The organism is Pantoea sp. AG702, from assembly GCF_003182295.1.
Classification (GTDB): domain Bacteria; phylum Pseudomonadota; class Gammaproteobacteria; order Enterobacterales; family Enterobacteriaceae; genus Pantoea; species Pantoea ananatis.
Window position 1 is genome coordinate 138,380 of record NZ_QGTU01000006.1, and the last position, 13,736, is coordinate 152,115.

15 protein-coding genes are annotated in these 13,736 nt (G+C 56.2%); 8 read left to right on the top strand and 7 right to left on the bottom strand.

The features are described 5' to 3' along the window. Positions 1–7: 7 nt before the first annotated feature. Positions 8–976, top strand: coding sequence for a protein translocase subunit SecF (secF, locus tag DFO57_RS16550; RefSeq protein ID WP_110015534.1), 969 nt, complete (start codon positions 8–10; stop codon positions 974–976). A gap of 55 nt (positions 977–1,031) precedes the next feature. Here secF and DFO57_RS16555 read toward each other — a convergent pair whose 3' ends face one another. Continuing rightward, positions 1,032–1,589: a DUF3251 domain-containing protein gene (locus tag DFO57_RS16555; RefSeq protein WP_014606450.1), complete on the bottom strand. Its 558-nt coding sequence runs from the start codon at positions 1,587–1,589 to the stop codon at positions 1,032–1,034. A 528-nt stretch (positions 1,590–2,117) separates the two neighbouring features. Here DFO57_RS16555 and nrdR point away from each other — a divergent pair. The 6 genes from nrdR (at position 2,118) to pgpA (ending at position 6,190) form a co-directional block, all read left to right on the top strand. Next, a complete protein-coding gene (nrdR, locus tag DFO57_RS16560) occupies positions 2,118–2,567 on the top strand; it encodes a transcriptional regulator NrdR (protein ID WP_006117986.1) in 450 nt (149 codons plus the stop codon). Positions 2,568–2,570: 3 nt separating this feature from the next. Further along, positions 2,571–3,674: a bifunctional diaminohydroxyphosphoribosylaminopyrimidine deaminase/5-amino-6-(5-phosphoribosylamino)uracil reductase RibD gene (gene ribD / locus DFO57_RS16565; protein ID WP_014593063.1), complete on the top strand. Its 1,104-nt coding sequence runs from the start codon at positions 2,571–2,573 to the stop codon at positions 3,672–3,674. A gap of 90 nt (positions 3,675–3,764) precedes the next feature. Then, positions 3,765–4,235 carry a 6,7-dimethyl-8-ribityllumazine synthase gene (gene ribE / locus DFO57_RS16570; RefSeq protein WP_014593064.1) on the top strand — a complete coding sequence of 157 codons (471 nt, stop codon included), beginning with the start codon at positions 3,765–3,767 and terminating at the stop codon, positions 4,233–4,235. 19 nt (positions 4,236–4,254) lie between these two features. Continuing rightward, a complete protein-coding gene (gene nusB, locus DFO57_RS16575) occupies positions 4,255–4,674 on the top strand; it encodes a transcription antitermination factor NusB (protein ID WP_013024861.1) in 420 nt (139 codons plus the stop codon). 54 nt (positions 4,675–4,728) lie between these two features. After that, on the top strand, positions 4,729–5,706 hold the full coding sequence (gene thiL, locus DFO57_RS16580; protein WP_014606449.1) for a thiamine-phosphate kinase: 978 nt from the start codon (positions 4,729–4,731) through the stop codon (positions 5,704–5,706). Continuing rightward, a complete protein-coding gene (pgpA, locus tag DFO57_RS16585; protein ID WP_013024863.1) occupies positions 5,693–6,190 on the top strand; it encodes a phosphatidylglycerophosphatase A in 498 nt (165 codons plus the stop codon). The genes thiL and pgpA overlap by 14 nt, the downstream gene beginning before the upstream one ends. 150 nt (positions 6,191–6,340) lie before the next feature. On the opposite strand, the gene DFO57_RS16590 is transcribed toward pgpA, so the two are convergent. The 4 genes from DFO57_RS16590 to xseB form a co-directional block, all read right to left on the bottom strand. Then, positions 6,341–7,315: an aldo/keto reductase gene (locus DFO57_RS16590; protein WP_028714886.1), complete on the bottom strand. Its 975-nt coding sequence runs from the start codon at positions 7,313–7,315 to the stop codon at positions 6,341–6,343. A 77-nt stretch (positions 7,316–7,392) separates the two neighbouring features. Further along, a complete protein-coding gene (gene dxs, locus DFO57_RS16595; RefSeq protein ID WP_078829194.1) occupies positions 7,393–9,258 on the bottom strand; it encodes a 1-deoxy-D-xylulose-5-phosphate synthase in 1,866 nt (621 codons plus the stop codon). Positions 9,259–9,277: 19 nt separating this feature from the next. After that, a complete protein-coding gene (gene ispA / locus DFO57_RS16600; protein ID WP_014593071.1) occupies positions 9,278–10,177 on the bottom strand; it encodes a (2E,6E)-farnesyl diphosphate synthase in 900 nt (299 codons plus the stop codon). Continuing rightward, a complete protein-coding gene (gene xseB, locus DFO57_RS16605) occupies positions 10,177–10,419 on the bottom strand; it encodes an exodeoxyribonuclease VII small subunit (RefSeq protein ID WP_013024868.1) in 243 nt (80 codons plus the stop codon). The genes ispA and xseB overlap by 1 nt, the downstream gene beginning before the upstream one ends. A 232-nt stretch (positions 10,420–10,651) precedes the next feature. On the opposite strand from xseB, the gene thiI reads away from it, so the two are divergent. Continuing rightward, on the top strand, positions 10,652–12,100 hold the full coding sequence (thiI, locus tag DFO57_RS16610) for a tRNA uracil 4-sulfurtransferase ThiI (protein ID WP_013024869.1): 1,449 nt from the start codon (positions 10,652–10,654) through the stop codon (positions 12,098–12,100). Positions 12,101–12,175: 75 nt separating this feature from the next. On the opposite strand, the gene yajL is transcribed toward thiI, so the two are convergent. Together yajL and panE are read right to left on the bottom strand one after the other, a co-directional pair. After that, positions 12,176–12,775 carry a protein deglycase YajL gene (yajL, locus tag DFO57_RS16615; RefSeq protein WP_110015535.1) on the bottom strand — a complete coding sequence of 200 codons (600 nt, stop codon included), beginning with the start codon at positions 12,773–12,775 and terminating at the stop codon, positions 12,176–12,178. Next, positions 12,729–13,649, bottom strand: a complete 921-nt coding sequence (panE, locus tag DFO57_RS16620; protein ID WP_013024871.1) for a 2-dehydropantoate 2-reductase — start codon at positions 13,647–13,649, stop codon at positions 12,729–12,731. Before panE ends, yajL begins: the two co-directional genes overlap by 47 nt. Positions 13,650–13,736 lie beyond the last annotated feature (87 nt).

A 13,736-nucleotide genomic window follows, 5' to 3' on the forward strand; every position in this document is an offset into this window, starting at 1 on the left:
GTGCGTTGTGGCACAGGAATATAACATTGAGCAGTTAAACCATGGCCGTAAAGTCGTCGACTTTATGCGCTGGGATACGCTGGCATTTATCATTTCGGGACTGTTAATCATCATCTCGATTGCCATTGTTGGCGTACGTGGTTTTAACTGGGGTCTCGATTTCACCGGCGGTACGGTGATTGAGATCAACCTGGAAAAACCCGCTGACCTTGACACGATCCGTGCCGAGCTGGTCAAGGCGGGCTTTCAGGAGCCGCTGATCCAGAACTTTGGTAGCAGCCGCGACGTGATGGTGCGTATGCCGCCTGTCACGGGGCCTGCAGGCACAGAGTTAGGCAACAAAGTAGTCACGGTGATTAACCAGACCACCCAGCAAAACGCCACGATAAAACGTATCGAGTTTGTTGGACCGAGCGTGGGTAGCGATCTGGCGCAGGCCGGAGCGTTGGCTCTGCTGTCGGCACTGATTGCGATCCTGATCTACATCGGTATTCGCTTTGAGTGGCGCCTGGCGCTGGGTACGGTGCTGGCGCTGGCGCACGACGTGATCATCACCTGTGGACTGCTGTCGCTGTTCCGGGTTGAAGTCGACCTCACCATCGTGGCCTCGCTGATGTCGGTTATCGGTTACTCGCTTAACGATAAAATCGTGGTTTCGGACCGTATTCGTGAGAACTTCCGTAAAATTCGTCGCGGCTCTTCTTACGACATTACCAACGTGTCCCTGACCCAGACGTTGAGCCGTACCTTGATCACCTCGCTGACGACGCTGGCGATGATCCTGATCCTGTTCATCTTTGGTGGTGCGCTGCTGAAAGGCTTCTCGCTGACCATGCTGATCGGTGTCACCATTGGTACGATTTCGTCGATCTACGTCTCTTCAGCGCTGGCGTTGAAGCTGGGCATGAAACGCGAACACATGCTGGTACAAAAAGTGGAGAAAGAGGGCGCAGATCAGCCTTCAATCCTGCCGTAATCGTTGCATGATAAAAAAGCCGCCAGTTCAGACAACTGGCGGCTTTTTTTTGTCTTTATGGTGTGGGTACAGCCGTTTTGGCCAGTACCTGATGAATCCGCACATAGCCAAGCTGGTCCGGCGTAATACCGCCCAGGCGCAACGGCACAATGACCGAACTGCGTGGCGTCAGCAAGGCGGGAACCCGGATGGTTTGCGTCAGACTGTCGGCCTCAAGCGGTTTACCGGTCGCGGGATCGAGCTGGCCCCAGACTACGGTAGCCTCCAGCCCCGGCAGCGGCGTATTATCCCGCGTCTGTAGGGTCAGGTTAGCGCGTGAGCCGTTGGCTTCTGCCTCAACACGCGATAAAGACAAGCGAAGCGTGCCGGCCTGGGTTTGTAATTCAACGGGCGTATTGGCCTGAGGTAATAACCAGGCACCCTGCTGCGAATGTCCGTTAAGCTGCCCCTGAATCTCCACCGCGCTTGCCTGGCTGGTAAGCCGCTGCATCTGCTGGTTCAACTGACTAACTTCCTGATGAAGTTGTTTAACCTGTGGCTGCCCGGCCGTTGTGCTGCAACCGCTCAACAGCATCAGTGAGAGGGCGGCGGGGGCCCAAACCATCCTGATCATTATTTATCCTTATCCGTTATAAAGAAATGGCCAGAAACTGTCCGGGTGAAGGTTATCCGGTGTGGCTTCTGTGTTTCATTAATATTCATGGCATGGCTCTGTCCGGTTTCGCCTGGGTAACCTGAAAGGGCCAACAGCACGTTATCTTCCAGGTTAGCGATGTCGTCAAGCCTGTCCTGAGCGGCCAGACGGCGGTTTGTTCGTTAACGGAATTGTCTGAACGGCAGGGGAGCCGAGTCAGCCTTCTCCCGTTGTCCCGCTCAGGCAAAGGCTGCTGCCGTAATGCGCTGAAGCTGTTACGGCCCGTTCACGCGTTCCTGCGTGTGTGCCGGTGTCTCCGGTGAGGGAGGCTGGCGGTCTGCTCACCACATCCCGCCTGCGGCTCTGTAAGTGTCGTACTGTTTAACGTCGCTGGCCTGTTGCCCGCTCAGGCTGTGAGGCAGGCAGGGGAAAGCACGGGAATCGATTTTGTTGACCTGCAGTTCGCGCTACACTGTATAACCCATTTATCTCGTGTCAGGAAACGTCATGCATTGCCCATTCTGCTCCGCTGTAGACACTAAAGTGATTGATTCTCGTCTGGTTAGTGAGGGTTCGTCAGTGCGGCGCCGTCGTCAATGTCTGGTGTGCCATGAGCGTTTCACTACGTTTGAAGTGGCTGAACTGGTGATGCCGCGCGTGGTGAAAAGCAACGACGTGCGTGAGCCTTTCAATGAAGACAAGCTGGCCAGCGGCATGATGAAAGCGCTGGAGAAGCGTCCGGTCAGTGCGGATGCCGTTGAGAGTGCGGTAAGCCATATTAAAACCCAACTGCGGGCGACAGGAGAACGTGAAATCCCCAGCAAGCTGATTGGCAACCTGGTGATGGACGAGCTGAAGAAGCTCGATAAGGTAGCCTATATCCGCTTTGCTTCTGTTTACCGCAGCTTTGAGGACGTGCGTGATTTTGGCGAAGAGATTGCCAGATTACAGGATTAAATCATGACCGATGAACGCTATATGGCGCGCGCGCTGGAGTTGGCGCGCCGCGGCCGTTTTACCACCACACCCAATCCCAATGTAGGCTGCGTCATTGTGCGTGACGGTCAGATTGTTGGGGAAGGCTGGCATCAGCGCGCCGGGGAACCGCATGCGGAAGTGCACGCGTTACGTATGGCGGGGGATCGCGCACGTGGCGCAACCGCCTATGTGACGCTGGAACCCTGCAGTCACCACGGGCGCACGCCGCCCTGTTGTGATGCATTAATTGCCGCAGGTGTAACCCGCGTGGTGGCGGCCATGCAGGATCCCAATCCGCAGGTAGCCGGACGGGGATTACACCGCCTGCATCAGGCGGGCATTGAGGTCAGCCACGGGCTGATGATGCAGGAAGCGGAAGCCCTGAACCGTGGTTTTCTGAAACGCATGCGTACCGGCTTTCCCTGGATACAGTTAAAACTGGGTGCCTCGCTGGACGGCCGCACCGCCATGGCCAGTGGGGAAAGCCAGTGGATCACCTCGCCGGCGGCCCGGCGCGACGTGCAGCGGCTGCGCGCCCAGAGTTCCGCCATCCTCAGCAGCAGTGCAACCGTACTGGCGGATAATCCCTCGTTAACGGTGCGCTGGTCAGAACTGGACAGCGAAAGTCAGCGCCTGGTGGATGAAGCCGAGCTACGTCAGCCGGTAAGAGTGATCGTCGATAGCCAGAATCGCGTAACGCCGGACCACAAACTTATTGAACAATTAGGCGAAACCTGGCTGATGCGCCAGCAGGTCGACGATCGGCACTGGCCGGAAACGGTGACGCAGATTCCTGTTCCACTGCGCGACAGCCAGCTGGATTTAGTGGCGCTGATGATGGTGCTGGGCCAGCGGCAGATTAACAGCGTCTGGGTGGAAGCCGGTGCGACGCTAGCGGGCGCGCTCATTCAGGCCGGGCTGGTGGATGAGCTGATTGTGTATGTTGCGCCGAAATTACTGGGCAATGACGCGCGTGGCCTGTGCCAGCTTGCGGGGTTAACGCAGTTGGCCGATGCACCGGTCTTTGCCTTTCGCGATATCCGTCAGGTCGGCGATGATGTGCGCCTGACGCTGACACCGCAATAACGGAGGCGGAAAAGCGAGAGCACGCCGCCAAAGAGTATGTTAGAATCCGCCCCCCTGCGCGGGGCCAAACAAACCCCTGAAAGGATATGTATGAAAGTTATCGAAGCTGCCGTTGCAACGCCTGAGGCAAACATTGCCATCGTTATCGCGCGTTTTAACAACTTTATCAATGACAGCCTGTTAGACGGCGCGGTTGATGCCCTGAAGCGCATTGGCCAGGTCAGCGATGACAATATCACCGTTGTCTGGGTTCCAGGCGCTTATGAACTGCCGCTGGCAGCCCGTGCGCTGACCAAAACCGGCAAGTACGACGCCGTGATCGCGCTGGGTACCGTAATTCGTGGTGGCACTGCTCACTTCGAATATGTCGCAGGTGAAGCCAGCTCCGGTATTGCCAGCGTTGCCATGGACAGTGATATTCCGGTGGCATTCGGCGTACTGACGACTGAAAATATCGAGCAGGCCATTGAGCGTGCTGGAACGAAAGCGGGTAATAAAGGTGCCGAAGCGGCCCTGACCGCGCTTGAAATGATCAACGTATTGAAAGCCATTAAAGCCTGATTTTTGTAAGGGGAATTTTGTGAAACCTGCTGCTCGTCGTCGCGCCCGTGAGTGCGCTGTCCAGGCGCTTTACTCCTGGCAGTTGTCCAACAACGACATTGCCGATGTGGAATACCAGTTTCTGGCGGAACAAGACGTCAAAGACGTCGACATTACCTATTTCCGCGAACTGCTGTCCGGTGTGGCGACCAACAGCGCGTACCTGGATGGCCTGATGAAGCCGTATCTGTCGCGTCAGCTCGAAGAGCTGGGACAGGTTGAAAAAGCCATTCTGCGTGTTTCGCTGTATGAATTGAGCAAGCGTTCTGATGTGCCCTATAAAGTGGCCATCAACGAAGGTATTGAGCTGGCGAAAGTGTTTGGTGCCGAAGACAGCCATAAATTTGTCAACGGCGTACTGGATAAAGCCGGTCCACAAATCAGACCCCAACGCAAATAATCAATAAGGCCGGCTTGCCGGCCTTTTTCATTAATGGTTAAGCGGAACGCAATTATGTCATGTGGTGAATTTGAACTCATCGCACGCTACTTCAATCGCAGAACGCGTAGCCGCCGTGATGTCGAACTCGGCATTGGCGACGATTGCGCGTTGCTTAGCGTGCCCGAAAAACAGACGCTGGCGGTCAGCACCGATACGCTGGTTTCCGGCGTCCATTTCCTGTCTTCCATCCATCCTGCGGATTTAGCGTATAAATCTCTGGCGGTAAACCTGAGCGATTTGGCCGCGATGGGAGCCGATCCTGCCTGGCTGACGCTGGCCATGACCTTGCCTGACGTGAATGAAACCTGGCTCAGCAGCTTTAGCGAAAGCCTGTTTGACCTGCTGGAATACTACGACATGCAGCTGGTGGGCGGCGATACCACGCGTGGCCCCCTCAGCCTCACGTTGGGGATTCATGGCTTGATTCCCCACGGCAAGGCGCTGAAACGCTCGGGCGCCAGGCCGGGTGACTGGATCTACGTGACCGGTACGCTGGGCGACAGCGCTGCCGGGCTGGCGTTATTACAGCATCACTGCCGCATTGACGATCCGGCGATACACGAAGCCCTGATCAAGCGCCACCTGCGCCCAATGCCGCGCATTTTACAGGGACAGTCGCTGCGTTCCCTGGCGTCGTCCGCCATTGATTTATCGGATGGACTCATCTCCGATCTTGGCCATGTACTGAAAGCCAGCGGCTGTGGTGCACGGTTGAATCTGGATGCGCTGCCGCTCTCTTCTGCACTGCGTGAAAACTTTGATGCCGAACAGGTGCTGCGCTGGGCGCTCAGCGGCGGAGAAGATTACGAGCTGTGCTTTAGCGTGCCGGAAGTCAATCGTGGCGCGCTGGATGTGGCGCTGGGGCATCTTGGCGTGCCTTATACCTGCATTGGCCAGATGGCACCGGAGTCAGAAGGGCTGTCACTGCTGGAAAACGGTAAACCCACGGAATTCCGCCATAAAGGATTCGACCATTTTGACCTCAGATAAAACCCTCGCGAAAAGCCGCCTGCGCCTGCGCAATCCCTGGCATTTGCTGGCGACCGGCTTCGGCAGCGGCCTGAGCCCGTTTATGCCCGGAACGGTAGGATCGCTGGCCGCCATTCCGTTTTGGTGGCTCATGACCTTGCTCCCCCATGATCTCTACTCGCTGGTGGTCTTGCTGGGCATTAGTGTGGGCGTTTACCTTTGCCATCGCACCGCCAAGGACATGGGCGTGCATGACCACGGCAGCATTGTCTGGGATGAGTTTATCGGGATGTGGATTACCCTGATGGCGATTCCGGTCAACAGCTGGCAATGGGTGGTGAGTGGTTTTGTTCTGTTCCGCGTGCTGGATATCTGGAAACCCTGGCCGATTCGCTGGTTCGATCGTAACGTGCATGGCGGTATGGGCATCATGGTAGATGATATTATCGCCGGTATTATCGCGGCGGCGATGCTGTACGCGACGGGCGTCTTTTTGGCCGCTTAAGCTTGCCACACCGGGCCTCTACAGCGAAAAACCCCGCCTGTTCTCCCTCTTTCGTCGTTCAGCATGATGGCCGTTCCCCTGCGGGAACGGTCTGCCGCTTTGCCTGTCGGACAGCGCATAGCGCCGCATGCAAAACGCTTCACAACCCGCTTACTGATAACCCGTTGCCGGGTGCGGTTGATAGGCCTCTTCCAGATGGGCGATCTCGTCCCCGGTCAGTTCCACGTTGACGGCGTTAGCCAGCTCGGCGAACTGCCCGGCGCGCGAAGCACCGATGATTGGGGCGGTGACGGCGGGTTTGCTGAGTAACCATGCCAGCGCCACCTGCGCACGCGTCACGCCTTTGTCCGCCGCAACCTGTGCCAGGCGCTCGGCTATCATCGCGTCGTTCTCCTCGGTTGTGGCATAGAGCGAGGGAATGACGTCATCCGATACGGATCGTGCGGTGGTTTCTCCCCAGGGGCGGGTCAGTTTGCCGCGTGCCAGGGGGCTCCAGGGCAATACCGCAATGTTTTCCCGCAGACACAAAGGGTGCATCTCCCGCTCTTCTTCACGTTGAATCAGGTTGTACTGATCCTGCATGCTGACAAAGCGTGCCCAGCCCTGTTGGTCCTGCAGGGCTAAGGCCTGAGCAAACTGGTGGCTATGCATTGAGGAGGCGCCGATGTAGCGCGCTTTACCAGACTTCACCACTGCGTCAAGGGCTTCCAGCGTCTCTTCCAGCGGGGTGTCATAGTCCCAGCGATGAATTTGCAGAAGATCGACATACTCCATATCCAGCCGTTGCAGGCTGTCGTCGATAGATTGCAGAATGTTCTGGCGAGATAAGCCCTGCGAGAGATTGCTCATGGGAAAGAAAACTTTGGTGGCAACGACCACCTCATCACGTCGGGCAAAATCTTTGAGCGCCCGGCCCACAATCTCCTCGCTACTGCCGTCAGAATAGCTGTTCGCGGTATCAAAAAAATTGATCCCTGCTTCCAGCGCCTGCTGGATGAGCGGACGGCTGCTCTCTTCCGGAAGTGTCCAGGCGTGCTTGCCGCGATCGGGTTCCCCAAAGGTCATACAACCCAGGCAAAGCCGGGAAACCGTTAAGTCAGTGTTCGCTAATTGAATGGTTTTCATGAAGACTCCTGCTATGTCTAACCCAGGGGATTAAGCATAGCAGGAATGACGCGCTCCACAGTGCGCGGGCAGGGGACCTACTGCGCCAGCCAGCGGCTGATCTGCTGTTGAATACCGTCAATGTCCAGTTGGTAGTCGTGGCGCATTTCTTCCTGAGTACCAGGCGGAATAAACTCATCAGGCAGGCCGATATTCAGCACGGGCACGCCCAGGCGTTTAGCCATGACAAACTCATTCACGCCGCTGCCTGCGCCGCCTTTAATCGCGCCTTCTTCCAGCGTAATCAGGGACTCATGACTGGCCGCCAGTTCGGCGATCAGTGACGTATCCAGCGGTTTCACGAAGCGCATGTCCACAAGCGTTGCGTTCAGCGCTTCCGCCACCTTGCTCGCTTCCGGCAACAGCGTACCGAAGTTGAGGATGGCCAGTTTTTCGCCCTGACGTTTTACCACGCCTTTACCCAGCGGCTGGCTTTGCAGCGGTGTCAGCGCAGCACCGGTACCGGTACCGCGCGGATAACGTACCGCGGCCGGGCCATCCTGATAGTGATAACCGGTATACAGCATCTGGCGACATTCATTCTCGTCGCTTGGCGTCATAATCACCATGTCCGGCACGCAGCGCAGATAGGCGAGATCGAACGCGCCCTGGTGCGTCTGCCCGTCAGCGCCGACGATGCCGCCGCGATCGATGGCAAACAACACCGGCAGTTTCTGAATTGCCACGTCGTGGATGACCTGATCGTAGGCGCGCTGCAGGAAGGTGGAGTAGATGGCCACCACCGGTTTGTAGCCCCCAATCGCCAGGCCAGCGGCGAAGGTCACCGCGTGCTGTTCGGCAATGGCAACGTCAAAATACTGGTTGGGGTATTTGCGAGAGAAACCGACCATGCCTGAACCTTCACGCATGGCAGGCGTAATTGCCATCAGCTTCGTATCGTGAGCGGCCATCTCACACAGCCAGTTGCCGAAAATTTTGGAGTAGCTCGGCAAACCTTCGGCGCTTTTTGGCAGCTCACCGCTGGCGACGTCAAATTTCGGCACAGCATGCCAGGTAATAGGATCCTGTTCTGCCGGCGCGTAGCCTTTGCCCTTTTTGGTCATAATATGCAGGAACTGTGGCCCTTTCAGGCTGCGCATATTACTCAGCGTATTTACCAGCGTCAGCACATCATGGCCGTCCACCGGGCCGATATAGTTAAAACCCAGCTCTTCAAACAGAGTTCCGGGCACAACCATGCCTTTCAGATGCTCTTCGGTACGCTTCACTAATTCTTTAATCGGCGGCAGGCCGGTCAGAACACGCTTGCCGCCTTCACGCAGACGCGCATAGGTTTTGCCCGAGAGGATCTGCGCCAGCCGGTTGTTCAGCGCCCCGACGTTCTCTGAAATCGACATTTCATTGTCATTCAGAATCACGAGCATATCCGATTTGATATCGCCTGCATGGTTCATGGCTTCAAACGCCATGCCCGCAGTAATGGCACCATCACCGATAACGCAGGCCGTGCGGCGGCCTTTGCCTTCACGTTCGGCCGCCGCAGCCATGCCCAGTCCGGCACTGATGGAGGTCGAAGAGTGGCCCACGCTCAGCACATCGTATTCACTCTCGCCGCGCCAGGGAAACGGATGCACACCGTTCTTTTGGCGAATAGAGCCAATGCGATCGCGGCGTCCCGTTAAAATTTTGTGCGGATAAGCCTGATGACCGACGTCCCACACCAGGTGATCGAACGGCGTGTTATAGACGTAATGCAGCGCCACGGTCAGCTCGACCACGCCCAGGCCCGACGCAAAATGGCCGCTTGAGCGGCTCACGCTGTCTAATAAATACTGGCGCAGCTCGCTGCAGAGCGCAGGCAATTTCTCTTTTGGCAGGGCTCGCAGCGCCTGAACCGTTTCTGCCTGCGCCAGTGTCGGGTATTTTGTAATATCAAAACTCATCAGTGACTCATCATGGAAGTTATTTATCGCGTTCAATTACGAAGCTCGCCAGCGCCTTCAAGGCTGTGGTGTTATAGGATTTGGCAGAGAGCATGTGCAAAGCATCGACGGCTTCCTGATATAAATCCAGTGCCTTAGTGCGGGCATCATCCAGACCCATCAGTGAAGGATAGGTGCTTTTTCCAAGATCTTGATCGGCACCCTGGCGTTTTCCGATGACAGCTGTGTCACCCGTCACATCCAGGATGTCATCCTGCACCTGAAAAGCCAGACCGATAGCGTCTGCATAGCGATCAAGATACGGAAGCGCCTCGCGGCCTTTTTCGCCAGCGGCAAACGCGCCAAGCCGAACGGCCGCGCGGATCAACGCACCGGTTTTATGACGATGAATTTGTTCAAGTTGAGCAAGCCCCACCGACTGACCCTCCGCCGCCAGATCCAGTGCCTGACCGCCGCACATCCCCGCGACGCCGCTGGCTTTTGCCAGTTCTGACAACATGGCCAGCCGATATTCCGCGCTCACGCCCGGCATGGGCTGGTCGGCAAGGATAGAAAATGCCAGCGTTTGCAGCGCATCGCCTGCAAGGATGGCGGTATCTTCACCATATTTAATATGGCAGGTCGGTTGCCCACGACGCAGAGCGTCATCGTCCATGGCAGGAAGATCGTCATGAATCAGTGAATAGGCATGAATACACTCAACTGCTGCAGCGGGCGCATCCAGACTCGCTTTGTCGGCGTGAAGCATCTCGCCGGTGGCGTAGACCAGAAACGGGCGCAGGCGTTTGCCGCCTAATAATGCCCCATACTGCATGGCATTCACCAGAGGAGAACTCTGAAAAGGCAGGGCGTCTAATAAGCCCGTCAACGCACGATTCACTTGCCTGTGATAAGCGTCGAGCAGTTCAGGAAAATCCATTAGTTGTTTTCCGGCGTAAAAGAGGAGAGGTCGGCGTCTTTATCATCGCTGAGTAAAATACGAACGCGCTGCTCGGCCTGTTGCAGCGTCTGTTGGCCATTGCGTGCCAGCTGCACGCCGCGCTCAAATTCATTGAGGGCCTCTTCCAACGGCAGTTCACCACTTTCCAGACGACTGACAATCTGTTCCAGCTGCTGCAATGACGTTTCAAAGCTGGCTGGCTGTTCGGCTTTTTTCGGCATAGTTAGGATCGACTCACGGTTGGAACGTTATCATGCAATCGGTCATGGTAGCTGAGAGAGAATGATTAGCAAAATAATCAATGTGCATGCTGTTGCAGAAGCAGTCACCAGGTAAAGGTGATATACTTCCTCGCCTCGGATGCGGATGCGCCTGGCAGCCCGCAATTTTATGATCTTACCAGCTAAGTGCAGCCTGTTTTAGCACTTATTTGCCCAACGAAGCTGTATCGCCATGAAGTTTATCGTCAAGTTATTTCCCGAAATCACCATCAAGAGTCAGTCGGTGCGCCTGCGCTTTATTAAGATTCTTGCCAGCAATATTCGCAACGTGCTTAAAACCGTCAGCGACGAGATCGCGGTCGTCCGTTACTGGGATCATATTGAAGTGCGCTGCAAAGATGAAGCCATGCGCACGGTTATTCCTGATGAGCTCATGCGCATTCCCGGTATCCACCATGTCCTTGCGGTGGAAGAGCGTGAATATACCGATATTCATCATATTTTTGAGCAGACGCTGGCGCAGTACCGCGATGCTCTTGAAAACAAAACGTTTTGCGTGCGTGTTAAGCGCCGGGGCAAACACAGCTTTAGTTCGCAGGATGTGGAACGCTACGTCGGCGGTGGCCTGAATCAGCACATCGAGAGCGCCACGGTGCAGCTTAAAAAGCCAGAGGTGACGGTCAATCTCGAAGTGGAAGAGAACCGCTTAACGCTGGTGACCGCACGCTATGAGGGGCTGGGCGGTTTCCCGATTGGCACGCAGGAAGATGTGCTGTCGCTAATCTCGGGCGGCTTTGACTCTGGCGTGTCGAGCTACATGCTGATGCGTCGCGGCTGCCGGGTGCATTACTGCTTCTTTAATCTTGGCGGTGCCGCACACGAAATCGGCGTGCGTCAGGTGGCGCATTATATCTGGAACCGTTTCGGTCGTTCGCATCGGGTCCGTTTTGTCGCGATAAACTTCGAACCGGTCGTGGGCGAAATTTTAGAAAAAGTCGACGATGGCCAGATGGGCGTGGTACTGAAGCGCATGATGGTTCGCGCCGCGTCAATGGTCGCTGAACGCTATGGCGTTCAGGCGCTGGTGACCGGTGAAGCGCTGGGACAGGTTTCCAGTCAGACCCTGACCAACCTGCGTTTGATCGACAATGCATCGGATACGCTGATTCTGCGCCCGCTGATCTCCCATGATAAAGAGCACATCATCAAGGTCGCGCGTGAGATCGGCACCGAAGATTTTGCCAGTACCATGCCGGAATATTGCGGTGTGATTTCCAAAAGCCCAACCGTCAAAGCGGTGAAGGGCAAAATCGACGCTGAAGAAAGCCATTTTGACTTCTCGATTCTGGAACGCATGGTGGCCGAAGCGACCAACGTGGATATCCGCGAAATTGCTGAGCAAACGCAGGACGAAGTGGTCGAGGTTGAAACGGTCGGCTTGCTGAACGAAAACGACAGCGTACTGGATATCCGTTCGGTGGATGAGCAGGAAGACAAACCGCTTGAGTTGGTGGGAACAGAGGTGAAGTCGATGCCTTTCTACAAACTCAGCACCCAGTTTGGCGACCTCGATCAGAATAAAACCTGGCTGTTGTACTGCGATCGCGGCGTGATGAGTAAACTTCAGGCGCTGTATCTGCATGAGCAGGGCTTTAAAAACGTCAAAGTTTACCGCCCTTAAAACGTACGCTGTGCCCGCGCACCCGGCCGGGAAGCGGGCACAGTGCTACCTGTACCGCTTTTCAGACGCCGAATCTTAACTGGCCTGGTAATCGTAAATGCCGGGTGCCATCACCAGTTGAGCGGCAACCTCCCGCGCTTTATCACTGCCGACTAACAGATCGATTAACTTCAGCGCAAAATCCATCGCGGTGCCCGGCCCCTGGCTGGTTAACAGATTGACGCGCGGATCCCACACCACGCGCCGCTCCATCCATTTATCATCCGGTATGGTGGATTTCAAACCGGGGAAACCCGTCATGTTTCCCACGGGAAACAGGTTATGCGGCACCAGCACCGTGCCAGGCGCGGCGCAGATGGCGGCAACAATACGCCCGGTCAGATGAAACTGCCGCACGGTTTCCACCAGCAGTGGACTGTCGCGAAACGTCTCGGCGCCTTTCAATCCGCCGGGCAGTACAATGGCATCGTAGGCGTTATCCGCGACCTCGACCAGCGGGATATCGGCCAGCAGGCGGACCCTGCGCGAGCAGAGGATTTCACGGCTGCCGTCGCTTTCCACGCTGGCGGTAACCGTTTTTATCCCGCCACGTACCAGCAGATCCAGCGTGGTGACCGCTTCGATTTCTTCACTGCCATGAGCCAGACAGACCAGTACTGAGGCGTTCGCGCCCATAAAAAGACTCCTTGCGTTTAATCATGTCATACAGGCGCGTGTTTTCTGTCAACACGAAGCCGTGGGTGCGTGCCCGGCGCAGCAGGAAACCGGTGATGTATTCAATCTCCGTCAGCCGCTGTGCGCGAATATCCTGCAGCATTGACGACGTATTCGCCGCCGTCGTTTCTATCACATCGAATACCTGATCCTGCAGACTCTGGCTGTCAACGGACTGGCCTTCTCGTTCCATCACCCAACTGATTTCATCGCACAGGGTTTGTATTTCACGGCTGTACTGGCGGAGCGCGCCGTTTTGACAATCGTGCTCCACGCTCAGCGGGTTTATTACGCAGTTAACCGCCAGTTTGCGCCAGCAGGCGGCCCGGATATTGTCATGCCAGGCGACGTCGGGCAGTGCATCATGTAGAACGTCGGCAATCGCGCTCCAGCCTTCGCTTTTACGGTTGCCGGGGCCAATATGCGTGACGCCGCTGGCGACATGTTTAATCACCGTTCCGTCCCGCATGGCGGCGTGCGTGGTAATGCCGCGCAACAGCGGCTGTCGCAGGCCCTTTAATTCCCCCAGCGTCCCCATTCCGTTATGCAGCAGCAGCACGGGACAGTTTTCCGCCATCACGCTCTCCAGATTTTTAACGGCTGTCGAAACCTGGGGGGCTTTCAGCGTGACCAGCAGCAGCTGACTCTGGGCCAGAAACAGCGGATCGTTGGCAATAAAGGTCCGGTTCGACACGCGACCCAGAGGATCAATCACGTTGGCTGAACAGTAGGGCTGGGGAACACGCAGCCATCCCTGTACATCATGTCCAGAATGGGCAAGGGCGGTAAGCCAGACCTGGCCTAGCGCGCCGCATCCTAATACGGTTATTTTCATGCTGCCTCCCGCTCGCGGGCGTATTATTTATGCGCTGTGACAATGGGTTAAGTATAGCGCTGCACAGCGTGATTTTATTTAGTGGCC